General features: G+C 72.1%; 27 protein-coding genes. 12 read left to right on the forward strand and 15 right to left on the reverse strand.

The window, feature by feature from the left end; translation table 11 throughout:
* Nucleotides 1-72 precede the first annotated feature (72 nt).
* Nucleotides 73-699, forward strand: coding sequence for a superoxide dismutase (locus ACO06A_RS20795; protein WP_421734079.1), 627 nt, complete (start codon nt 73-75; stop codon nt 697-699).
* Between the two features lie 58 nt (nt 700-757).
* Here the strand turns inward: ACO06A_RS20795 and ACO06A_RS20800 are convergent, their stop codons facing one another.
* The 5 genes from ACO06A_RS20800 to coxB all read right to left on the reverse strand — a co-directional run bounded on the left by ACO06A_RS20800 (nt 758) and on the right by coxB (nt 4,689).
* Complete coding sequence (locus ACO06A_RS20800; protein WP_421734080.1) at nt 758-1,150, reverse strand: META domain-containing protein; 393 nt, start codon at nt 1,148-1,150, stop codon at nt 758-760.
* Nucleotides 1,147-1,500, reverse strand: coding sequence for an META domain-containing protein (locus tag ACO06A_RS20805; RefSeq protein WP_421734081.1), 354 nt, complete (start codon nt 1,498-1,500; stop codon nt 1,147-1,149). Before ACO06A_RS20805 ends, ACO06A_RS20800 begins: the two co-directional genes overlap by 4 nt.
* A gap of 104 nt (nt 1,501-1,604) precedes the next feature.
* Nucleotides 1,605-2,003 (reverse strand): cytochrome c oxidase subunit 4, encoded by a 399-nt coding sequence (locus ACO06A_RS20810; RefSeq protein ID WP_175347911.1) that lies wholly within the window; start codon nt 2,001-2,003, stop codon nt 1,605-1,607.
* A complete protein-coding gene (ctaD, locus tag ACO06A_RS20815) occupies nt 2,000-3,808 on the reverse strand; it encodes a cytochrome c oxidase subunit I (protein ID WP_421734082.1) in 1,809 nt (602 codons plus the stop codon). Before ctaD ends, ACO06A_RS20810 begins: the two co-directional genes overlap by 4 nt.
* Nucleotides 3,808-4,689, reverse strand: coding sequence for a cytochrome c oxidase subunit II (coxB, locus tag ACO06A_RS20820; protein WP_421734083.1), 882 nt, complete (start codon nt 4,687-4,689; stop codon nt 3,808-3,810). Before coxB ends, ctaD begins: the two co-directional genes overlap by 1 nt.
* A 248-nt stretch (nt 4,690-4,937) precedes the next feature.
* Between coxB and ACO06A_RS20825 the strand changes: the two genes are divergently transcribed.
* Nucleotides 4,938-6,131 carry a cysteine desulfurase family protein gene (locus tag ACO06A_RS20825; protein WP_421734084.1) on the forward strand — a complete coding sequence of 398 codons (1,194 nt, stop codon included), beginning with the start codon at nt 4,938-4,940 and terminating at the stop codon, nt 6,129-6,131.
* Nucleotides 6,128-6,349, forward strand: coding sequence for a sulfurtransferase TusA family protein (locus ACO06A_RS20830; RefSeq protein ID WP_307491792.1), 222 nt, complete (start codon nt 6,128-6,130; stop codon nt 6,347-6,349). The genes ACO06A_RS20825 and ACO06A_RS20830 overlap by 4 nt, the downstream gene beginning before the upstream one ends.
* A gap of 48 nt (nt 6,350-6,397) precedes the next feature.
* Here ACO06A_RS20830 and erpA read toward each other — a convergent pair whose 3' ends face one another.
* Nucleotides 6,398-6,760: an iron-sulfur cluster insertion protein ErpA gene (erpA, locus tag ACO06A_RS20835; protein WP_056090589.1), complete on the reverse strand. Its 363-nt coding sequence runs from the start codon at nt 6,758-6,760 to the stop codon at nt 6,398-6,400.
* A gap of 112 nt (nt 6,761-6,872) precedes the next feature.
* Nucleotides 6,873-8,063 carry a glycerate kinase gene (locus ACO06A_RS20840; protein ID WP_421734085.1) on the reverse strand — a complete coding sequence of 397 codons (1,191 nt, stop codon included), beginning with the start codon at nt 8,061-8,063 and terminating at the stop codon, nt 6,873-6,875.
* A 55-nt stretch (nt 8,064-8,118) separates the two neighbouring features.
* Here ACO06A_RS20840 and nadA point away from each other — a divergent pair, with 55 nt between their 5' ends.
* From nadA to ACO06A_RS20860, 4 genes are read left to right on the forward strand one after another with little or no spacing between them, the layout of a single operon-like run.
* The gene (gene nadA / locus ACO06A_RS20845; protein ID WP_421734086.1) at nt 8,119-9,309 is read left to right on the forward strand and encodes a quinolinate synthase NadA; all 1,191 of its coding nucleotides are present in this window, start codon (nt 8,119-8,121) and stop codon (nt 9,307-9,309) included.
* Nucleotides 9,310-9,311: 2 nt separating this feature from the next.
* Complete coding sequence (locus tag ACO06A_RS20850; protein WP_421734087.1) at nt 9,312-9,911, forward strand: DJ-1/PfpI family protein; 600 nt, start codon at nt 9,312-9,314, stop codon at nt 9,909-9,911.
* Nucleotides 9,908-10,237, forward strand: a complete 330-nt coding sequence (locus tag ACO06A_RS20855) for an antibiotic biosynthesis monooxygenase family protein (RefSeq protein WP_421734088.1) — start codon at nt 9,908-9,910, stop codon at nt 10,235-10,237. The genes ACO06A_RS20850 and ACO06A_RS20855 overlap by 4 nt, the downstream gene beginning before the upstream one ends.
* Nucleotides 10,238-10,247: 10 nt before the next feature.
* Nucleotides 10,248-10,784 (forward strand): acyl-CoA thioesterase, encoded by a 537-nt coding sequence (locus ACO06A_RS20860; protein ID WP_421734089.1) that lies wholly within the window; start codon nt 10,248-10,250, stop codon nt 10,782-10,784.
* Nucleotides 10,785-10,787: 3 nt separating this feature from the next.
* Here ACO06A_RS20860 and ACO06A_RS20865 read toward each other — a convergent pair whose 3' ends face one another.
* A complete protein-coding gene (locus tag ACO06A_RS20865) occupies nt 10,788-12,173 on the reverse strand; it encodes a dipeptidase (protein WP_421736108.1) in 1,386 nt (461 codons plus the stop codon).
* Between the two features lie 26 nt (nt 12,174-12,199).
* Between ACO06A_RS20865 and ACO06A_RS20870 the strand changes: the two genes are divergently transcribed.
* Both ACO06A_RS20870 and ACO06A_RS20875 read left to right on the forward strand, forming a co-directional pair.
* Nucleotides 12,200-12,778 (forward strand): DUF3043 domain-containing protein, encoded by a 579-nt coding sequence (locus ACO06A_RS20870; protein ID WP_421734090.1) that lies wholly within the window; start codon nt 12,200-12,202, stop codon nt 12,776-12,778.
* A 21-nt stretch (nt 12,779-12,799) separates the two neighbouring features.
* Nucleotides 12,800-13,810 carry an aldo/keto reductase family protein gene (locus ACO06A_RS20875; RefSeq protein WP_421734091.1) on the forward strand — a complete coding sequence of 337 codons (1,011 nt, stop codon included), beginning with the start codon at nt 12,800-12,802 and terminating at the stop codon, nt 13,808-13,810.
* A gap of 42 nt (nt 13,811-13,852) precedes the next feature.
* On the opposite strand, the gene ACO06A_RS20880 is transcribed toward ACO06A_RS20875, so the two are convergent.
* Together ACO06A_RS20880 and ACO06A_RS20885 are read right to left on the reverse strand one after the other, a co-directional pair.
* On the reverse strand, nt 13,853-14,524 hold the full coding sequence (locus ACO06A_RS20880) for a YczE/YyaS/YitT family protein (RefSeq protein ID WP_421734092.1): 672 nt from the start codon (nt 14,522-14,524) through the stop codon (nt 13,853-13,855).
* Nucleotides 14,521-14,664: a hypothetical protein gene (locus ACO06A_RS20885; RefSeq protein WP_421734093.1), complete on the reverse strand. Its 144-nt coding sequence runs from the start codon at nt 14,662-14,664 to the stop codon at nt 14,521-14,523. The genes ACO06A_RS20880 and ACO06A_RS20885 overlap by 4 nt, the downstream gene beginning before the upstream one ends.
* Nucleotides 14,665-14,727: 63 nt before the next feature.
* On the opposite strand from ACO06A_RS20885, the gene ACO06A_RS20890 reads away from it, so the two are divergent.
* Nucleotides 14,728-16,188 carry a PLP-dependent aminotransferase family protein gene (locus ACO06A_RS20890; RefSeq protein ID WP_421734094.1) on the forward strand — a complete coding sequence of 487 codons (1,461 nt, stop codon included), beginning with the start codon at nt 14,728-14,730 and terminating at the stop codon, nt 16,186-16,188.
* 6 nt (nt 16,189-16,194) lie between these two features.
* Here ACO06A_RS20890 and ACO06A_RS20895 read toward each other — a convergent pair whose 3' ends face one another.
* The 4 genes from ACO06A_RS20895 to ACO06A_RS20910 are packed head-to-tail and all read right to left on the reverse strand — an operon-like array spanning nt 16,195 to nt 18,266.
* The gene (locus tag ACO06A_RS20895; protein WP_421734095.1) at nt 16,195-16,407 is read right to left on the reverse strand and encodes a hypothetical protein; all 213 of its coding nucleotides are present in this window, start codon (nt 16,405-16,407) and stop codon (nt 16,195-16,197) included.
* A complete protein-coding gene (locus tag ACO06A_RS20900) occupies nt 16,407-17,471 on the reverse strand; it encodes a quinone-dependent dihydroorotate dehydrogenase (protein WP_421734096.1) in 1,065 nt (354 codons plus the stop codon). The genes ACO06A_RS20895 and ACO06A_RS20900 overlap by 1 nt, the downstream gene beginning before the upstream one ends.
* A 10-nt stretch (nt 17,472-17,481) precedes the next feature.
* On the reverse strand, nt 17,482-17,910 hold the full coding sequence (locus ACO06A_RS20905) for a hypothetical protein (protein ID WP_421734097.1): 429 nt from the start codon (nt 17,908-17,910) through the stop codon (nt 17,482-17,484).
* A complete protein-coding gene (locus ACO06A_RS20910; RefSeq protein ID WP_421734098.1) occupies nt 17,907-18,266 on the reverse strand; it encodes a hypothetical protein in 360 nt (119 codons plus the stop codon). The genes ACO06A_RS20905 and ACO06A_RS20910 overlap by 4 nt, the downstream gene beginning before the upstream one ends.
* Before the next feature lie 59 nt (nt 18,267-18,325).
* Between ACO06A_RS20910 and ACO06A_RS20915 the strand changes: the two genes are divergently transcribed.
* Nucleotides 18,326-19,801, forward strand: coding sequence for a leucyl aminopeptidase (locus ACO06A_RS20915; protein WP_421734099.1), 1,476 nt, complete (start codon nt 18,326-18,328; stop codon nt 19,799-19,801).
* On the opposite strand, the gene ACO06A_RS20920 is transcribed toward ACO06A_RS20915, so the two are convergent.
* Nucleotides 19,798-20,136: an oxidoreductase gene (locus ACO06A_RS20920; RefSeq protein WP_421734100.1), complete on the reverse strand. Its 339-nt coding sequence runs from the start codon at nt 20,134-20,136 to the stop codon at nt 19,798-19,800. The genes ACO06A_RS20915 and ACO06A_RS20920 overlap by 4 nt on opposite strands.
* Nucleotides 20,137-20,309: 173 nt before the next feature.
* Between ACO06A_RS20920 and lpdA the strand changes: the two genes are divergently transcribed.
* Nucleotides 20,310-21,710 (forward strand): dihydrolipoyl dehydrogenase, encoded by a 1,401-nt coding sequence (lpdA, locus tag ACO06A_RS20925; RefSeq protein WP_421734101.1) that lies wholly within the window; start codon nt 20,310-20,312, stop codon nt 21,708-21,710.
* Nucleotides 21,711-21,722: the final 12 nt, after the last annotated feature.

The raw sequence follows: 21,722 nt of genomic DNA on the forward strand, positions 1-21,722 counted from the left end.
TCGCCCGTTCCTCTGTACAGAGCGGACCGCGCCACGCGGTCCCAGACCGACGCAGGAGAGGTGTACTCACGCATGGCTGACTACTCGCTTCCGGATCTGCCCTACGACTACGCGGCCCTCGAGCCGCACATCTCGGGCCGGATCATGGAGCTGCACCATGACAAGCACCACGCCGCGTACGTGACCGGCGCCAACACCGCGCTCGAGAAGCTCGCCGCCGCTCGTGCGGCCGACGACTTCGCCGCCGTGAACCTGCACGAGAAGAACCTGGCGTTCAACCTCGGCGGTCACGTCAACCACTCCGTGTTCTGGCAGAACCTCTCCCCCGACGGCGGCGACAAGCCCACCGGGGAGCTGGGCGCCGCGGTCGACGAGTTCTTCGGCTCGTTCGAGGCGTTCCAGAAGCACTTCGCCGCCAACGCCCTCGGCATCCAGGGGTCCGGCTGGTCGATCCTCGCGTGGGACTCGATCGGCCAGAAGCTCGTGATCGTGCAGCTGTACGACCAGCAGAGCAACATCGCCCTCGGCCTGGTCCCCGTCGTCGTCCTCGACATGTGGGAGCACGCGTTCTACCTCGACTACGTGAACGTCAAGGCGGACTACGTCAAGGCGTGGTGGAACATCGTGAACTGGGCTGACGCGGCCGCTCGCTTCGACCGCGCACGCACCCAGACCGCGGGGCTCATCGTCGCCGTCTGACGTCCTGCAGCATCGGCTGGGGGCCGCCTCCGTCCGCGGAGGTGGCCCTCAGCCGCGCTCAGGAGTTCGGCTGGAGCGTCCCGATCTCGATGCCGTTCTCGTCGACGAAGACGAGGTTCTCCCCCTCGAGCGTGGCCTTCGCCGCCAGGGACAGCCAGGTGTCGACGCTCGGGCACGCCATGCGCGTGGTCGCCCACTCGCCGAACGCGACCTGGGTCCCGTTCTGCTCCCACGTCCCGGTCGTCCGGTTGCACCCGTCGGTCCCGGTCGCCGTACCGTCCGCCGCGAGGTCCAGTGAGGCGATCCCCTCGGTGTCCTGCGTGCCCCACAGCCCGCCGAGATCCTCGACAGAGGCGTCCGCACCCGAGGCGTCCGTGCATCCCGTCAGCGCGGCACCCAGGAGCATCACCGGCACGAGCGCACGCAGCGCGCGCGTACGAGATCCGATCACGTGGACCTCTCCAGCGTCCCGATCTCCGTGCCGTCGGCGTCCAGGACCGTGAGCTCGTCACCGGCGACCGTTGCCGACCCGGCGCCGGAGAGCCAGGTGTCGACGTCCTCGCAGGCCATCATCGTCGACCCCAGCTCGCCGAAGTCGACCTCGGACCCGTCGATCTCCCACGAGCCCGTGAGCTGGTTGCAGCCGTCGCTCCCGCTGAGAGCGCCGTCGTCGGCGAGCTCGAGGTAGACGCGGGGCTTCGAGCCGGCCGCGACCCACTCCCCCGTGACGTCCTCGGAGGACAGCTCGCTCCCGGAGCCGGCGCTGCTCGCGCATCCGGTCAGAAGAGCCAGGAGAACCACAGACAGACCCGCACACGCCCCCGAATGCCTCATACCCGCCGACGCTAGCGCAGCGGACGCGCGAAAGGCCCCCACCAAAGTGAGGGCCTTTCACGAAGTGCGGCTCAGTGGGCGTGCTGCCCGCGGGAGAACTCGAACACCCAGCCGACGAGGCCGATGACCCCGAGCGCGATGCCGATGTACGAGAGCCACCAGCCCACGGCCAGACCGGCGAACGTGATCGCCGCCGAGACGCCGAGCACGAGCGGCCACCAGCTCCACGGGCTGAACACGCCCTGGTCGCCGGCGCCCTGCTCGATCTCACCCAGCGGGTCGTCCTCGGGCCGGTCGTCGATCCGGCGGGACAGCAGCGCGAAGTATGCGCCGATCATGCCGACCAGACCGCCGACCAGCGGGATGCCCACGGTGCCGACCGGCTCGCCCTTGCTCCAGGCGGCGTAGATCAGGCCGACGGGGACGAAGAACAGGACTCCGTAGAGGAAGAGCTTGGTCTCGAACTTCATCGGGTTCCCTCCTCGTCGGGGCGCGGCCTGTCGTCGACGATGGTCGCGGTCGACTGCTCCTGCTCACCCTTGTCGTTCACCACGCGGTCGGTGGCGACCTCGCTCTCGCCGCGCCGGTCCGCCTCCCAGTCCAGCGGGCCCGGGTTCGGCTCGACGTGGTCCATGGCCGCGACCTCGGGGTGGTGCAGGTCGAACGCGGGGCGCTCGGAGCGGATGCGCGGGAGCGACGTGAAGTTGTGCCGCGGCGGCGGGCAGCTGGTGGCCCACTCGAGCGAGGCGCCATAGCCCCACGGGTCGTCGACCGTGACCAGCGGAGCGTTGCGCCACGTGGTGTACACGTTCCACAGGAACGGCAGCGTCGAGGCGGCCAGGATGACGGCGCCGATCGTCGACAGCTGGTTCATCCACGTGAAGCCGTCGTCGGGCGAGTAGTCCGCGTACCGACGCGGCATGCCCTTGACGCCCAGCCAGTGCTGGATGAGGAAGGTGGTGTGGAAGCCGACGAACAGCATCCAGAAGTGGACCTTGCCCAGCGTCTCGCCGAGCATCCGCCCGGTCATCTTGGGCCACCAGAAGTAGAAGCCCGCGAACATGGCGAACACCACCGTGCCGAACACCACGTAGTGGAAGTGCGCGACGACGAAGTAGGAGTCCGACAGGGAGAAGTCGAGCGCCGGGCTGGACAGGATGATGCCCGTCAGGCCGCCGAAGAGGAACGTGACGAGGAAGCCGATGGTCCAGAGCATCGGCGTCTCGAACGTGAGCTTGCCGCGCCACATCGTGCCGATCCAGTTGAAGAACTTCACACCGGTCGGCACCGCGATGAGCATGGTCATGAAGGCGAAGAACGGCAGGAGCACCGAGCCGGTGACGTACATGTGGTGGGCCCACACGGTCACGGACAGGGCGGCGATCGCGATCGTCGCGTACACGAGGCCCTTGTAGCCGAAGATCGGCTTGCGGCTGAACACCGGCAGGATCTCGGTGACGATGCCGAAGAACGGCAGCGCGATGATGTAGACCTCAGGGTGCCCGAAGAACCAGAACAGGTGCTGCCACAGGATGGCTCCCCCGTTCTCCGGGTTGAACACCTGCGCGCCGAGGCGGCGGTCGGCACCGAGGGCGAAGAGCGCCGCGGCCAGCGGCGGGAACGCCATGAGCACCAGGAGCGACGTCACCAGCGTGTTCCAGGTGAAGATCGGCATCCGGAACATGGTCATGCCGGGCGCGCGCATGGTCACGATCGTGGTGATGAAGTTGACGGCACCGAGGATGGTGCCGAAGCCGGCGAGCGCGAGGCCGAAGACCCAGAGGTCACCGCCCAGTCCCGGTGAGTACACGGTGTTCGACAGCGGCGCGTACGCGAACCACCCGAACGAGGCTGCCCCCTGCGGCGTGAAGAAGCCGGCGCCGGCGATCGTGCCGCCGAAGAAGAACATCCAGTACGCGAGCATGTTCAGCCGCGGGAACGCGACGTCCGGCGCACCGATCTGGAGCGGCATGATCACGTTGGCGAAGCCCGCGAACAACGGCGTCGCGAACAGCAGCAGCATGATCGTGCCGTGCATGGTGAACGCCTGGTTGTACTGCTCGCGCGACTGGAAGATGTCCATGCCCGGCGCGAACAGCTCGGCGCGGATGAGCAGCGCCAGGATGCCGCCGATGCCGAACCAGATGAACGACGTGATCAGGTACAGGTACCCGATGGTCTTGTGGTCGGTCGAGGTGACCCACTTGATCACCGTGCGCCCGAGAGTCTGACGCGAGGGCGCCAGACCGGGGATGTGCTCCGCGACGGCGGCCATCAGTTCTCGCCTTCCTTCGGAGCGCTGTCCAGGTCCTGCTGGCGGCTGTACTCGAGCCCGAGCGAGCCTTCCTGACCCTTGGCCTTGAGCTCCTCGATGTGCGCGTCGTACTCCTCGCGCGTCACGACCTTCACGTTGAACAGCATCGACGAGTGGTACTCGCCGCAGAGCTCGGCGCACTTGCCCAGGTAGGTGCCCTCTTCCGTGGGGGTGACCTGGAACGAGTTCGTCTTGCCCGGGATCATGTCCATCTTGAACAGGAACGCGGGGACCCAGAACGAGTGGATGACGTCGCGCGAGTCGAGCGTGAACTCGACGGTCTCGTCGACGGGCAGGTACAGGGTGACCTGGTCCCGGAGCACGCCCGTGCCGGCGGAGCCGACGTCCTGCGCGTGCTGGCCGGTGTCGTAGGCGTCGTCGTCGAGGTAGTTGAAGTCCCAGCTCCACTGCTTGCCGATGACCTGGACATGCACGTCCGCCTCGGCGGAGGTGTCGACGATCGCGGTGGTGTCACGGTTGGTGTAGTAGAAGAGCACCCCGACCATGATGATCGGCAGGATCACGTACATGACCTCGAGCGGCACGTGGTACCGCAGCTGCACGGGGAGCGTGTCGTCGCCCTTGCGCTTCCGGTAGACCGCGACGCACCAGAGGATCAGGCCCCAGGTGATGACGCCGACGATCAGGGCGGCGATCCACGACCCGACCCACAGGTTGGCGATGCGACCTGTCTGGTCGGTGATCTCGGCGTCCGAGCTGCCGGGCAGCCAGCCGCGCTGCACCTCGGCGGAACATCCGCTGAGGACGACGGCGGCGACGCCAAGCAGGCCGGCCAGCAACAGGGCTGGTCGCCGCGTGCGACGGGGGGTGTCCGGGTGCAACGGGGGACCTCTCACTCGCGTCCCGTCGACACCCCCGTGCACTGCTGGAGGGCGCCACCCGGGACCTTCGTCCTCGACCCGTGCAGCCTAGCGCGCCGACCAGTTCCTTTCGTGCTGACGACACCCGTTGACGACACGGTGTCAGCACCATCACACCGCACAGCCTTCGCAGATCCCGACGGCCGGCCGCGACCCGCATGCCCGTCGTCCCGCGCCTGATGACGGCTCTGCGGGGTTACGGTGCCCGGGTGAGCAGCCAGCCCGACACCGAGCCCGAGGCGTCCGCGGGACCCGGTCCTGTGACGCACGCCACTGCCCACCGGGTCGTCCTCGACGCCGGCGGCCGCGCACCGCTGCTGCCGCAGGCCCGCACCGCGTTCCTGGAGGCCCTCGACCAGGGCTGGGCGGATCCTCGACGGCTGCACGCCGAGGGTCGCCGCGCACGCATGCTGCTGGACGGCGCGCGCGAGGCGATCGCGGCCTCGGTCGGCGCCAGGACCGAGGAGGTCGACCTCGCTCCGTCGCACACCGCGGCACTGCACGCGGCGGTGCGTGCCGTGGTCCGCGGCCGGCGGCGCACCGGGACGCAGGTGGTGGTCGGTGCGGTCGAGCGTGCGGCGGTGCTGAACGCGGCGGACTTCGCCGGCGACCGCGTGACCGTCGGCGTGGACCGGGACGGCAGGGTGGACCCGCAGGAGTACGGCGACGCGGTCGGCCGTCCAGGCGTCGCGCTGGCCGCGCTCCAGCACGCCAACGGAGAGGTCGGCACGCTCCAGCCGGTCGACGACGTGCACCTCGCCGCCCGCGCCGCGGGAGTCCCGCTCCTCGTGGACGCCGGCGCCAGCCTGGGCCACGTCGAGGTCGGCGGCTCCTGGGACCTGCTGGCCGCCGACGCGGGCGACTGGGGCGGCCCGGGAGGGCTGGGCGTGCTGGTGACCCGCTCCGGCGTGCGGCGCTCGCCCGACTGGCCCGAGGACGAGGACCGCTGGTTCCCCGGCGGCGTCAGCGTCCCCGCCGCCCTGGCCGCCGCCGTTGCGCTCCAGGCGGCCGGCTCGACGCGGTCGGCCGACGACGCGGCACGACGCCGGCTCGTGGACCTCGTCCGCTCGCGCGTGACGGTCACCGTCCCCGACGTCGAGGTGGTCGGGCACCCGCTGGACCGCCTCCCCCACGTGGTGACGTTCTCGTGCCTGTACGTCGAGGGCGAGGCGCTGCTGGCTGCGCTCGACGCCCGCGGGTTCGCGGTGGGGTCGGGGTCCGCATGCACGTCGAGCGCGCTCGAGCCCAGCCACGTGCTGGCCGCCATGGGCGCCCTGACGCACGGCAACGTCCGGCTGGCCCTCCCCCGTGGCACCCAGGAGCAGGACGTCGAGCGGTTCCTCGCGCAGCTGCCGGGGATCGTCGCCGGAGTCCGGGAGGCGTGGGGGGTCGGCGGCCTGTGACCACCGTGGACGCCCGCGGGCTGCGCTGCCCGGCGCCCGTGATCCGGCTGGCCCGCGCGGCCGCCGACGCGCCGCCGGGCACCGAGCTGACCGTGCTCGCCACCGACCCCGCCGCGGTGCACGACGTCCCCGCGTGGGCGCGGATGCGCGGGCACGAGATGGTGGGCGCGACCGAGCAGGACGGTGTGCACGCGCTCACCGTCCGGACGCACGCATGACGAAGGCCCGGTGCCCTCTCGGGTACCGGGCCTTCGTCGTTGCTCAGATCAGCTGAACGAGCCGCCGCACGCGCAGGCGCTGCCGGCGTTCGGGTTGTCGATGGTGAAGCCCTGCTTCTCGATCGAGTCGGCGAAGTCGATCGTCGCTCCCTCGAGGTACGGGACGCTCATCCGGTCGACGACGACCTCGACACCGTCGTAGTCCTTGACGACGTCGCCGTCGAGGACGCGCTCGTCGAAGTACAGCTGGTAGATCAGGCCGGAGCAGCCACCGGGCTGGACGGCGACACGGAGACGGAGGTCGTCGCGGCCTTCCTGCTCGAGGAGGCTGCGGACCTTCGAGGCGGCGAAGTCGGTGAGGAGGACGCCGTGCGTCTCGGTCGCGGTCTCGGTCGCGGTGGTCTCGCTCATGGTCTCTCCTGGGTGCTCGCTGGACAGCACTTCTGTTGCGTCAACCTCTGGCAACAGAGCCGGCCCCGAGGTTGTTCCCGTCCAGGGTACGACCCCGAGGACGACATCCCGCTCAACGTGACCAGGTTCTCGCCACGCGCGCGGCACGGGCCGCGAGGGTCTCGGCGGGCGCGGCCAGTGCAGCGGCGACCTGGTCGGGGGTCTCACTCACCGCGTAAGCAGCGGTGATCCCCGCGGCGGACAGCTCGCGGCGGCCCACCAGCACCTCCCCGGCGACGACGACGGTCGGGACGGCGTGGGGCAGCGCGCGCGACGCCACCTCGGACACGACCTTCCCGTGCAGCGACTGCCAGTCGAAGCGGCCCTCACCGGTGACGACGACGTCGTGGTCGGCGATGAGCGCGTCCAGGCCCACGGCATCGGCGACGAAGACCGACCCGGGCACCAGCCGCGCGCCGACCAGCGTCAGCCCGAACCCGAGCCCGCCGGCCGCTCCTGCGCCCGGCGCCGCGGTCAGGCGCGAGGTGGGCGACGTGGCGCGCGCGCCGGCGAGCAGGTCCGGACGGACCGCGTCCCCCAGGGCCGCCGTCGCGACGTGCGCGAAGTGACCGAGCGCGCGCTCCAGCTCCTGGGCCTGGTCCGGCGTCGCCCCCTTCTGCGGGGCGAAGCCGGCGCTCGCTCCGTGCAGGCCGAGCAGCGGGACGTCCACGTCCGTCGCGACCACCAGCTCGACGTCCCGCAGCCGGTCGCGCAGGTCGCGCAGCCCGCGCAGGTCGTCCGCCGTCACCGACCCGAGCGACCCGCCACCGGCGGCGAGCAGCTCGCCGGGGCCGTCGAGGCCGAGCCCGCGGGCGAGCCCGACGAGGGCGCCCGCTCCCCCGTCGTTCGTCGCGGAGCCGCCGAGTCCGACGACGACCCTGCGAGCACCCGTGTCCAGCGCGGCGGCGACCAGCTCCCCGGCGCCGCGGCTCGACGTGCGCGTCGGGTCGCGGAGCTCGGCGGGCACCAGCGGCAGACCGATCGCCTGTGCCGACTCGACGTACGCCGTCGTCCCCACGCGCAGGATCACCGCCGGAACCGGCACACCGACAGGTGACGTCACGGTCGCCGCGACGAGCTCGCCGCCCAGAGCGGCGTGCAGGACCGCGACGAATCCCGGGCCGCCGTCCGACAGCGGGCACTCGGTGACCTCGTCCTGCGGCGCCGTGGATCGCCAGGCCCCGGCGATGGCACGGGCGACCTCGTCGGCCGTGAGGCTCGAGCCGAAGCTGTCGGGGGCGATGAGGACGCGCACGCCGTGCATCGTGGCACGGCGGCCCGAGCGCGAATGCACGGGACCCGTGTGGGAAGATCGCGGCGTGAGCGTGAGCACCTTCTCCGAGCCGGCTCCGTCGGCCCTCCTGCTGCTGGGCCGCGGCGTCGATCTCGACTCCGAGCGTGGCGTCGAGTGCGTCGGCGGCCTGCCCGCGCCGAGCGACCCCGACCTCGTCGAACGCGCCCGCGCGGCCCGTGCCGCGCTCGGCAGCCGCGCCTTCGTCCTCGGCCACCACTACCAGCGCGACGAGGTCATCGAGTTCGCCGACGTCACGGGCGACTCGTTCAAGCTCGCCCGCGAGGCGGCCGCGCGGCCCGAGGCCGAGTTCATCATCTTCTGCGGCGTGCACTTCATGGCCGAGTCCGCCGACATCCTCACGTCCGACCAGCAGCAGGTGATCCTCCCGGACCTCGCGGCGGGCTGCTCCATGGCGGACATGGCGGCCATCGACCAGGTCGAGGACGCGTGGGACGTGCTCGTCGACGCCGGCGTCGCCGAGTCGACCGTGCCGGTGACGTACATGAACTCCGCGGCGTCGATCAAGGCGTTCACCGGCCGCCACGGCGGGACCATCTGCACGTCGTCGAACGCGCACGTCGCGCTGCGGTGGGCGTTCGACAAGGTCGGCGGCGTGGCCGGCAACGGCAAGGTGCTGTTCATGCCCGACCAGCACCTGGGCCGCAACACCGCGGTCCAGCAGCTGGGGCTCTCGCTCGACGACTGCGTCGTGTTCGACCCCCGCAAGCCGGGTGGCGGCCTGACGACGCAGCAGCTGCGCGACGCGCGGATGATCCTGTGGCGCGGCCACTGCTCGGTGCACGGCCGGTTCTCGGTCCGGAACGTCACGGACATGCGGGCGGCGGTGCCTGACGTCACGGTGATCGTGCACCCGGAGTGCCAGCACGAGGTCGTCCTCGCGGCGGACCTGGTCGGCTCGACCGAGTACATCGTCAAGGCGCTCGACGCCGCCGCGCCGGGCAGCTCCTGGGCGGTCGGCACCGAGCTGAACCTGGTGCGTCGCCTCGCGGCCGCCCACCCGGACAAGAACATCCACTACCTCGACTCCACGGTGTGCTTCTGCTCGACCATGAACCGGATCGACCTGCCGCACCTGGTGTGGGCGATGGAGTCGCTCGTGGCCGGTCGCACCGTGAACCGCATCGTCGTGGACGCCGACGACGCCCACTGGGCACGCGTCGCCCTCGACCAGATGCTCGCGCTGCCGGGCTACTGAGCATGCCGACGGGACACCACCTGCGGGTGGGCATCTTCGTCTTCGACGACGCCGAGGAGCTGGACGTCGTCGGCCCGTACGAGGTGCTCACCGCCTGGGCGAACACGTCGGAGCTGCGACCGGAGGTCGTGACCTTCTCGCTCGACGGCAACGGGATCCGCTGCGCCAAGGGTCTGCGGCTCGTGCCTGACGTCGGCCTGGCAGACCTCGGAGACCTGCACGTCCTGGTCTACCCCGGCGGCTCGGGCACGCGACCGTTGCTGCGTGACTCCGCCCACCTGGAGTGGGTGCGGGGCATGCGCTCCAGCACCGCCCTCATGACCAGCGTCTGCACCGGCGCACTCGTGTACGCGGCCGCGGGCCTGCTCTCCGGCCGCCCGGCGACCACCCACTGGAGCGCGTTCGACGAGCTCGCCGTGATCGACCCCAGCGTGCTGCTGGACACCGAGGCCCGGTTCGTCGACGACGGTGACGTGGTCACCTCGGCAGGCGTGTCCGCGGGGATCGACATGGCGCTGCACCTCGTCGCCCGGCTGGAGTCGGTCGACGCCGCTCGCGCGGTGCGTCGGGAGATCCAGTACGACCCCGAGCCGCCCGTATGACCGCACCGCTCGGCGCCCCGGTGCTCGAGCACGCGCTCCTGCCCGTCCGCGCGGGCCACGAGGGGTCGTTCGAGCGCGCGATGGCCGAGGCGGTCCCGCTCGTGGCGGGCATCCCGGGCTTGCGGGGCATCCACGTCTCTCGCAGCGTCGAGCGACCAGGGACGTACCTGCTGCTCATCGGCTGGGACTCCGTCGAGGCGCACGAGACGGGCTTCCGCGGGTCGCCGCAGTACGCGCGCTGGCGGGAGCTCCTGCACGGCTTCTACGACCCGTTCCCGGTCGTCGAGCACTTCCTGCCCGTTCCGGTGCAACCTACCCGCGGGTAACATCCGGCGGATGACCCGGATGATCCAGCTCGCCCTGGCCACGACCCGTCCCCGTCGCGCCGTCCCGGGACAGGGGCTGTTCGACCCGTCGGTGACGAGGTTGCGGGTGCGCGTGGGCGATCTCGACTTCTACAGGCACGTCAACAACGGGGTCTACCTCCAGATGATGGACGTCGCGCGGAGCAACTTCCTCGCGGACCTCGGCGCGTTCCCGCTGCTGAACGACCGCGGCTGGTACCCCGTCGTCGCGTCGTCGACCATCTCCTACCGCCGCTCCCTCACGCTGGGCCAGCGCTTCGAGATCAGCACCCGGCTGCTCGGCTGGGACCCCCGCTGCGCCTACCTCGAGCAGACGTTCACCCGACGGGGCGAGCACGTGGCGCGCGGCGTGATCGCCGGACGGTTCCTCGCCCGGGACGGAGCCCGCGTGCCGGCCCCGGAGGTCATCGACCTGCTGGGCACTCACGACGGACCGTCGCCCGAGCTGCCCGCCGAGGTGCAGGCGTGGGCCGAGGCCGTCGGCGTGGCCCATCGCGAGTCCGCCTGACGCTCAGCCGGCGGCGAGCCGCTCCAGCAGCAGCGCCTCGGCCAGCACGACCCTCTCCAGCTCCCCCAGGTGCACCGACTCGTTGGCGCCGTGCGCGCGGGAGTCGGGGTCCTCGACGCCCGTGACCAGGATCGCCGCGTCGGGGTAGACCTCCAGCAGGTCCGCGATGAACGGGATGGACCCGCCGACGCCGATGTCCACCGGCTCGGTCCCCCACGACTGCGCGAACGCCCAGCGCGCGGCACGCATCGCGGTGGAGTCGGCCGGCGCCTGGAACGGCTTGCCCTTCTCCCCGTCCGTCACCGTCACCCGTGCGCCGAACGGGGCGTGACCCTCCAGGTGGGCACGCAGCGAAGCCATTGCCTCCGCGGGGTCCTGTCCCGGCGCGATGCGGACCGAGAGCTTGGCCGACGCCCGCGGCGTGATCGTGTTCGAGGCGCTGGCCACGCGGGGGGCGTCGAAGCCGATGACGCCGATCGCCGGGCGGGTCCACAGCCGGGCGGTGATCGGTCCCGTGCCGGCCAGCCGCACCCCGTCCAGCACGCTCGTGTCGGCCCGGAACGTCGCCTCGTCGTAGTCCACCGACGGGTCCGGCGCATGCACGAGCCCCTCGACCGCGACGTTGCCGTGGTCGTCGTGCAGCGTCGTGATCAGCCGGGCGAGCAGCGTCGGTGCGTCGAGGACCGGGCCGCCGAACATCCCGGAGTGGATGGCGTGCTCGAGCACGGCCACCTCGACGACGCAGTCCACCAGGCCGCGCAGCGACGTGGTCAGGCCGGGCACCCCGACTGCCCAGTTGGTCGAGTCGGCGACGACGATGACGTCCGCCTCGAGCAGGTCGCGGTGGGTGTGCAGGAAGCGGGTGAACGTCGGCGAGCCGATCTCCTCCTCGCCCTCGATGAAGACCGTGACGCCCACGCCCAGCTCGTCACCGAGCACGCGGAGCGCGCCGACGTGCGCGATGATGCCCGCCTTGTCGTCCGCAGCGCCCCGGCCGAAGAGGCGGCCGCCGCGCTCGGTGGGCTCGAAGGGCGGGCTGTCCCAGTCGGCGTCGTCGCCGGGCGGCTGGACGTCGTGGTGCGCGTAGAGCAGGACGGTCGGCGCACCCGCGGGGGCAGGTCGGCGGCCGACGACAGCGGGCGCGCCTCCCGGCACGGTGAGCACCTGGACGTCGTCGATGCCCGCGCCCCGCAGCAGCGCCACGACGGCGTCGGCGCTGGCGGCCACGTGCGACTGGTCGAACTCGGCGTTCGACACGCTCGGGATCCGGACGAGCGCCTCGAGATCGGCGCGCAGCGCACCGAAGGCGGCGGCGGTCCGGGAGCGCAGGGCGTCCGTGCGGTCGCCGGGGAGGATGGTCGAGAGGGGGGCAGCGTCGGTCACGGACAGGCACGCTACTCGACTACCCTGGCGGGGTGTTCGGACGCAGCAACGACCCCCAGCCCGTGACTCCCGCCCTGACGGAGAGCACCCCGCCCTCGGACGCGGGCAAGGGCCGTCCGACGCCGAAGCGCAAGGTCTCCGAGGCGGCGAACAAGCGCCCGCTGGTGGCTCCGACCACCAAGAAGGCCAGCCGCGAGCAGGCCAGGGCGCAGCGCGACATCGAGTACCGGGCGATGCAGACCGGTGACGAGCGCAACATGCCCCTGAAGGACCGCGGTCCGGTGCGCCGCTACATCCGCGACGCCGTCGACGCCCGCTGGAACCTCGGCGAGTTCTTCCTGCCGGTGGCGGCGGTGTTCCTGGTCATCCAGTTCGCGCTGGCCAAGACCGAGTTCGCGGTCTTCGCCATCCTGGCGCTGTACATCTACATCATCGCCGCCGCGATCGACGGCTGGCTCATGTGGCGCAGCGTGAAGAAGCGGCTCGTCGCCAAGTTCGGGATCGAGCAGATCCCCCGCGGTGCCGCCATGTACGGCGTCCTGCGTGCGTTCCAGATCCGCCCGTCGCGCATGCCGAAGCCGCAGGTCAAGCACGGGCAGCGACCCGCCTGACCCCGCCGTAGGGTGGCGGGCATGGTTTCCTACCGCTACCTGGGCCGTTCCGGCCTGAAGATCACCGAGATCACCTACGGCAACTGGCTCACGCACGGCTCGCAGGTGGAGAACGACACCGCGAAGGCCTGCGTGCGCGCCGCGCTCGACGCGGGCATCACCAGCTTCGACACCGCTGACGTCTACGCCAACACCAAGGCCGAGACCGTCCTGGGCGAGGCACTGAAGGGCGAGCGGCGTCAGTCGCTCGAGATCTTCACCAAGGTGTACTGGCCCACCGGTCCCGGCGGCGCGAACGACAGCGGGCTGTCGCGCAAGCACATCCTCGAGTCGATCGACGGCTCTCTGGAGCGCCTCCAGACCGACTACGTGGACCTGTACCAGGCGCACCGGTACGACGAGTCGACGCCGCTCGAGGAGACGATGCAGGCGTTCGCCGACGTCGTGCGCGCCGGCAAGGCGCTCTACATCGGCGTCTCCGAGTGGACCGCACCGCAGATCCGCGCCGGGCACGCGCTCGCGCAGGAGCTCGGCGTCCAGCTCATCTCCAACCAGCCGCAGTACTCGGCGCTGTGGCGGGTCATCGAGGGCGAGGTCGTCCCGACGTCGGAGGAGCTCGGGCTCTCCCAGATCGTCTGGTCGCCCGTCGCCCAGGGGGTGCTCACCGGCAAGTACAAGCCGGGCGAGGCGCCGCCGGCGGGGTCGCGCGCCACCGACGAGAAGGGTGGTGCCCGGATGATCGGGCGCTTCCTGGAGCGGCCGGACGTGCTGCGACGGGTGCAGGACCTCACGCCCGTCGCGGACGAGCTCGGCCTGTCGCTGGCCCAGCTGGCCATCGCGTGGGTGCTCCAGAACCGCAACGTCGCCGCGGCGATCATCGGGGCGTCGCGGCCGGAGCAGGTGACCGAGAACGTCAAGGCGTCCGGCGTGACCATCCCGGCCGAGCTGCTGGCACGGATCGACGCGGCGCTCGGCGACTCGGTGGTCTCCGACCCGGCCGAGACGGCGAAGAACGCACCGCCCGCACGCTGAGCGACGAGCCGGCCCCGCAGTCCGTCCGGGGCCGGCTCCGGCTCACACCGCGACGGGCTCCTCGGCCCGGACCTCGGCCACCGTGAGCCGTGCCAGGAACACGTGCACCAGCGGGCCGATCGCGAGCGCGTAGGCCAGCGTCGCGAACCCGACGGTCCCGCCCAGCAGCCAGCCCACGGCCACGACGGCGACCTCGATGCTCGTCCGGACCAGCCGCACGGACCGCCCGGTCCTGCGCACGAGCCCCGTCATGAGCCCGTCGCGGGGGCCGGGACCGAGGCGGGCGCCGACGTACAGCCCGGTCGCCAGCCCGTTGAGGACGATGCCGGCGGCCGCCAGGGCGATGCGGACGCCCAGCGCGTCGGGCAGGCCACCGAGCAGGGCGAGGAACGGGTCCACGAGCACGCTGATCACGACGACGTTCGCCACCGTGCCGATCCCCGGGCGCTGGCGCAGCGGGATCCAGCACGCCAGGACGACCAGACCGACCAGCAGCGTGACCGTGCCGAACGACAGGTCGGTGTGGCGGACGATCCCCTGCGTCAGGACGTCCCACGGCATGCTGCCCAGGCCGGCGTCGACGAGCATCGCGATCGAGGCGGCGTACAGGACGAGCCCGACCAGCAGCTGCGCGCCACGACGGACGGGACGCGCGTCGGGAGCGATCCGGGCCGGCACCGCGCGAGCATACGTGCGCTCGGCGGGGGCGCTCACGGGCGCTGCTCGGACTGGTCGAACCAGCCACTGTGCGACGCGGGCGGGGGCCGGTGCCCCAGGCCGTCCTGTCGGACGACCTGGACGAGTGCGACGACCAGGCCCGCGACGACTATCAGTACGGGTATCCACATGCTCATGGTCGAGAATTCTGGATGACTACTGGCTATTCTTTCCATAGCCACTTCTGCCATAGTGGCCTCGTGACGATCTCCGAACTCCCTGCCGACCGCCGGATCAGTGGCCACCGCCTCGGTGCACTGCTGGGCGCGTGGCAGAGGCCCGGCCCGGCGTACCTGGCCCTGGCGGACGCCGTGCGGGCCGCGATCCTGTCCGGCACCGTGCCACTGAGCACGCGGCTGCCCAGCGAGCGCGAGCTCGCCGACGCCACGGGCGTCTCGCGCACGACGACCACGGCCACCTACGGGCTGCTCCGCGACGAGGGTTACCTGGTCAGCCGCCGCGGCTCGGGCACCGTCACCACGTTGCCGTCCGGCCCGGGCGCGCGGGTGTCCATGGCGGAGTCCGTGCGGGACGAGCCCGGCATCGTCGACCTGGCCATGGCCGCGCCCTCGGCTCCGTCGTCGCTGCACGGCGCGTACCTCGCCGCACTCGACGCGCTCCCCCGCCACCTGGCCGGCACCGGCTACTCCCCCCAGGGGCTGCTCGTCCTGCGCGAGGCGATCGCCCACTGGTACACGCAGCGCGGCACCCCGACGACCCCGGACCAGCTGCTGGTGACCACCGGCGCCCAGCAGGCCATCCACCTGCTGGTCAACGCGCACGCGGGCCCGGGAGACCGGGTGGTCGTCGAGCACCCCACCTACCCCCACGCGATCGACGTCGTGCGGTCCGCGGGCGCCCGGCCGGTGCCGGTGCCGTCCGGCGAGACCGGCCTCGACCTCGACCTGCTCGAGTCGACCCTGCGGCAGTCGGCCCCGCGGCTCGTCTACCTGATCCCCGCTCACCGCAACCCCACGGGGACGAGCCTGAGCGACGAGGACCGCGCCCGCGTGCGCGCCCTGGCCCGCCGGTACCGCACCGCGGTGATCGGCGACGAGGTGCTGGCCGACCTGACGATGGACGGCCCGGCGCCGGGCTCGTTCGCGGGCGACGGGACGGCCGCCGCGTACGTCGTCTCGATCGGCTCCGCGTCGAAGAGCTTCTGGGGCGGCCTCCGCGTCGGCTGGGTGCGCGCGCACCCCGACCTGGTCGCGCGCCTCGCCTCCTCGCGGGCGCACGTCGACATCGGCACCCCCGTGCTCGAGCAGCTGGTCGTCGCCGAGCTCCTCGCGCACTCCGAGGCCCTGCTGGCGAGCCGGCGACTGGCCCTGCGGGACCGACGCGACCTGCTCGTGGGCCTGCTCCTGGATCAGCTGCCCTCGTGGCGGTTCGAGGTGCCCGCCGGCGGGCTGTCGCTCTGGGCCGACCTCGGCGCACCCGTGTCGAGCGCGCTCGCCGCGATCTCCACCCGGCACGGCGTGCGCGTGGTTCCCGGGACGGCGTTCGGGGTGGACGGCAGCTTCGAGCGGAACCTGCGCCTGCCGTTCAGCGCGTCGGCCGACGAGCTGCGCCGCGCGGTGGCCGGGCTGGCCGACGCCTGGGCCGGGCTGGGCGTCACCGAGCCGGTCGCGGGACCGGCTCGGGTCCACGCGATGGTCTGAGGTCGGTCAGATCAGCGGGAGCGTGAGGGTCGGGGTCGCCTGGGCACCCTCGTGCAGCAGGTGCACCGCCTGCACGCCCTGGGCCGCGAGCGTCCGCCAGTGCTCGCCGAGCCACTGCTCGGCGTCGTACTGCGTGGTGAACACCGGGCTCACGGGCCGGTCGAGCACGGAGCCGTCGGCGCCGTCGTACCGCCACTCCCACTGCGGTCGGGTGACCATCAGGCGACCGCCGTCCGACGAGCAGGAGCGCGGAGCGCCCCGTCCGCCGCGAGCGCTCGGGCGATCCTCGAGGCGTACGCGGGTCCCTCGTAGATGAGTCCCGTGTAGCCCTGCACGAGGGTGGCGCCGACCGCCAGGTACTCGCGGGCGTCGGCAGGCGTCGTGATGCCCCCGACCCCGATGATCACCGCGTCGGGGCCGAGGCGGCTGCGCAACCGCGCCACCACGTCGAGCCCGCGGGCGAGCACCGGCGGACCGGACAGGCCACCGGGCCCGAGATCGTGACCGATGGTCGTGTTCACGGCGACGATGCCGTCCAGCCCCAGCTCGGCGGCGAGCTCGGCCACGGCGTCGACGTCGTCGTCGGACAGGTCCGGCGCGATCTTCACCAGCAGCGGCACGGGGGCGAGCCCGCTCGTGGCCGTCGCCTCGTCGGCCGCCACGCGGGTGGCCTCCAGGATCGGGCGCAGCGCCTCCACCGACTGGAGGTCGCGCAGTCCCGGGGTGTTGGGCGAGGAGACGTTGACCACCAGGTAGTCGGCGTACGGGGCGAGCCGGCCCGCGCTGGTCGCGTAGTCCGCGAACGCGTGCTCGGCCGGGGTCGTCTTGGTCTTGCCGATGTTCACCCCGACCACCAGCCGTCGGCCCGCGGGGGTGGCCCTCAGGCGCCGGAGCCGGGCGGCCACGGCGGCGGACCCTTCGTTGTTGAAGCCCATCCGGTTGCGCAGCGCCCGCTGGTCCAGCACGCGCCAGAGCCGCGGCGGCTCGTTGCCGGGCTGCGCCTCCGCCGTGACGGTGCCCACCTCGACGAACCCGAAGCCGAGCATCGTCAGACCCGCGACGCCGACCGCGTTCTTGTCGAAGCCGGCGGCCAGCCCGAACCTCGACGGGAACCGGCGCCCCCACACGTCCACGACCCCGCGGTCGGAGGCCCGGAACGCACGACGCACGGCGTCACGCAGCAGCGGGACCTGCGCCACCCCACGGATCAGCCGGAACGCGACCTCGTGGGCGCGCTCGGGGTCCATGCGACGGAAGACGAGGTCGAACAGCAGGCGGTACACGTTTCTCACCCTAGGTCGTCGGACGCGCCGGCACCTCGGCGGCCCGCCCGGTGCGCCACAGCCAGAGCAGGCCGAGGAACGGCAGCAGCAGCGGCACGTAGCCGTAGCCCTGACCGAACCCCGACCAGACCGTCTCGTCGGGGAAGTCGCCGACGTCGACCAGCGAGAGCACGCCGACCGTCAGGACGCCGACCATCTCGATGGAGACCGCCCACCAGGCGAGCGTCCGCCGGTCGGTGGCCAGCGCGATCGTCGCGACGACGTACACGAGCCCCGCGCCGAGCGAGAGCAGGTACGCGACCGGCGCCTCCTCGAGCTTGGTGGCCACCTGGTAGACGCCGCGGGCCGTCGCGGCGAGCGCGAGGATCCCGTACACCGCCACGAGCAGCCGGCCGGGGCCGCTCCCCGTCCGTCGCGAGCGTTCCGTCGGGTCGGTCACACGGTCCCCCAGATCTGGAGCAGTCGGTACTCGAGGAAGGCCACGGTCAGCGCCGCGACGAGAAGGACGACCGAGCTCCACCGCGTGCGCTCGGCGAACGCCCAGGCGGCAGCGATCGGCAGGACGAGCAGCTGCGTGAGGACGTAGCCCCACAGGAGCACCCCGTCCACGTCGGGTGACCCGGTGGCGGCGAGGACGCCCACGACGACGGCCTGGATCAGCAGCACGCCCTCGATGACGGCGCCGCCCCACAGCTGGCGCAGGACCACCGCGCGGTCCCGGACGACGAACCAGAGGGCCCATCCGCCGAGCGCCAGGCACAGGGCGACGACGAGGAGCGCGAGGGGGACGATCACGGTGCCCCACCGTACCGGCGACGCACGAGGGAGCCGTGCACCGCCTCTATCATCGAGCGGTGACCGTCTCCCTGACCTCCCAGGACCCTGCCCGCCTCGCCGTCGACGCCCTGGTCGTCGCAGTCGCCCAGCAGGACGGCGCACCTGTCGTCCTCGGCGCCGACCACCTCCCCAAGGAGCTGCGCGCCCAGCTGGCCGACGCCGCCGCGCTCGGCATCACCGGTGCGGCCGACGAGGTCCGACGGCTGCCCGGCACCGGCCTGGCCGCCACGGTCGTGGTCCTCACCGGGGTCGGCCCGGCCGACACGCTGACGCCGGAGGCGCTGCGCCGGGCGGCCGGTGCGGCGACGCGCGAGCTCGCCGGCACGGGCAGCGTGGCGCTCGCGTTCCCGACCGACGACGTGGCCGCGGTCGCGGAGGGTGCCCTGCTGGGTGCGTACTCCTACACCCGGTACCGCGCCTCGCAGACCGCGAAGCTGGCCCCCGTGGCCGCGATCCAGATCGTCACCGCGCACCCCCGGGACCGCGCCGCCCTCGCCGCAGTCGCGCGCGCCGAGGTGATCGCGGCCGCCGTCCACGGCACCCGCGACCTGGTCAACGCCGCGCCGAACGACCTCTACCCGGCCGCGTTCGCGGAGGCCGCCAAGGCCGCGGCCAAGGACTCGGGCGCCAAGGGCCTCAAGATCACGGTGCTCGACGACAAGGCGCTCGCCGCGGGCGGCTACGGCGGCCTGATCGGCGTCGGCCAGGGTTCGGTGCGCGGCCCCCGCCTGGTCAAGATCGCCTACTCGCCGTCGCGCCCGAAGGTGAAGGTCGCACTCGTCGGCAAGGGCATCACGTTCGACTCCGGCGGCATCTCGATCAAGCCCGCCGCCGGCATGGAGGCGATGAAGTCCGACATGGCCGGCGCCGCCGCGGTGCTGCACACCGTCATCGCCGCCGCACGCCTGGAGCTGCCCGTCGCGGTCACCGGCTGGCTCTGCCTGGCCGAGAACATGCCGTCCGGCACCGCCCAGCGCCCGTCCGACGTGCTGACCATCCGCGGCGGCAAGACCGTCGAGGTGCTCAACACCGACGCGGAGGGACGCCTCGTGATGGCCGACGGGCTCGTCGCGGCTGTCGAGGAGAAGCCCGACGTCGTCATCGACATCGCCACCCTGACCGGCGCCCAGCTGGTCGCGCTCGGCCACCGCGTGTCCGCCGTGATGGGCACCGACGACGTCCGCGGCGAGGTCGTCGACGCCGCCGGGGCCAGCGGGGAGCAGTTCTGGCCGATGCCGCTGCCCGCCGACCTGCGCGCGGGCCTGAAGTCGAAGGTGGCCGACATCGCGAACGTCAGCGACCGGTTCGGCGGGATGCTCACCGCCGGGATCTTCCTCCAGGAGTTCGTCGGGACGACCCCCTGGGCGCACCTCGACATCGCGGGGCCGGCGTACAACGAGCGGTCGGCGCACGGGTACACGCCCGTCGGCGGCACCGGCGTCGGCGTCCGCACGCTGCTGGCTCTGCTGGAGGGTCGCGCCCCGGCGGTCTAGGCGTGCTTGCGCTTGTGCGCGAGCCGCTGCCGCGAGTTCCAGTCCCGGACCCGCTGGGGGTAGCCGGTGCGCTGCACGTCGTAGACCGGGATGCCCAGGTCGTGCGCCAGCTGCCACGCCGTCTTCGGGTCCGGCACGCGGCGCCGCGTCCACTCGCCATCGGTGGCCACGAGCATCATCGTCGTCGGCGTGCTGTTGGTCTGCGGCTCCACGTAGGCCTCGACGCCCACCCGGGTGGTCACGAAGTCCTGGAGGTGAGCCAGGGTGGCCGCGCGCGCGTCACGATCGGTCGGCGCATCGGTGGCGGCCGGCTTGCGGCGCGAGAACAGGCCCATGGCGCACGAGGGTAACCTGCGAGCCTGTCGATCCGCGGGTGTTCGCGCCGGACGGAACATCAGACATGGGACGACTGTTCTCAGTGTCACATGGTCGCGCGCGCCGTCCAGGTCGTTCCCTGCCTGCGGGGATGACAGGATGGTCGGCAAGCTCGAGACCACCAAGTCTGCGTATGAGGAGTCTGCACGTGGCCGACACGAACGGCACCGCTTTCGACATCGTCGTCCTGGGCGGAGGCAGTGGCGGCTATGCAGCCGCGCTGCGCGCCGCACAGCTGGGCAAGACCGTCGCCCTCATCGAGGCCGACAAGGTCGGCGGCACCTGCCTGCACAACGGATGCATCCCGACCAAGGCGCTGCTGCACGCCGCCGAGCTCGCTGACGGCGCCAGGCACGGCGCGCAGTTCGGGGTGCACACCACCCTGGACCACGTCGACATGAACGGCGTCAACGAGTACAAGGCCACCGTGGTGGGCCGGCTGTACAAGGGGCTCCAGGGGCTGATCAAGTCCCGCAAGATCACCGTCTTCGAGGGCTACGGCAAGCTCGTCGCCAAGGACACCGTCGAGGTCAACGGCGAGCGCGTCACCGGCGAGTACATCGTGCTCGGCACCGGCTCGTACGCGCGGTCGCTGCCCGGGCTGGAGATCGGCGGGCGGGTCATCACCTCCGACCAGGCGCTCCAGCTCGACTGGGTGCCCAAGTCGGTCATCGTCCTGGGCGGCGGCGTCATCGGCTCGGAGTTCGCGAGCGTCTGGAAGTCGTTCGGCGCGGACGTCACGATCATCGAGGCGCTCCCCCACCTCGTCGCCAACGAGGACGAGGCGCTGTCCAAGGCGTTCGAGCGCCAGTTCCGCAAGCGCGGCATCAACTTCAACCTCGGCGTCCGGTTCGCCGGCGTGACGCAGGACGACAACGGCGTGCACGTCTCGCTCGAGGACGGCAAGACGTTCGACGCCGACCTCCTGCTGGTCGCCGTCGGCCGCGGTCCCCGCACCTCGGGCGTGGGCTACGAGGAGCAGGGCATCACCCTCGACCGCGGGTTCGTCATCACCGACGAGCGCCTGCACACGGGTGTCGGCAACATCTACGCCGTCGGCGACATCGTCCCCGGCCTCCAGCTCGCGCACCGCGGCTTCGCGCAGGGCATCTTCGTCGCCGAGGAGATCGCCGGGCTCAAGCCCGCGGCCATCGTCGAGTCGGGCATCCCGCGCGTGACGTACTCCGACCCCGAGGTCGCCTCGGTGGGCCTCACGGAGGCGCGCGCCAAGGAGGTGCACGGGGCGGACGCCGTCGAGACGCTCGAGTACAACCTGGGCGGCAACGGAAAGAGCCAGATCCTGGGCACGCAGGGCTTCGTCAAGCTCGTCCGCCAGAAGGACGGCCCGGTCATCGGCGTGCACATGATCGGTGCGCGCGTCGGCGAGCTCATCGGCGAAGGACAGCTCATCGTCAACTGGGAGGCCTACCCCGAGGACGTCGCCGCCCTCGTGCACGCCCACCCCACCCAGAACGAGGCCCTCGGCGAGGCGCACCTCGCGCTCGCCGGCAAGCCGTTGCACGCCCACAACTGACCACACGATTCG

The sequence above is a fragment of the Cellulomonas sp. genome (genome assembly GCF_965229465.1).
Taxonomy (GTDB): domain Bacteria; phylum Actinomycetota; class Actinomycetes; order Actinomycetales; family Cellulomonadaceae; genus Cellulomonas.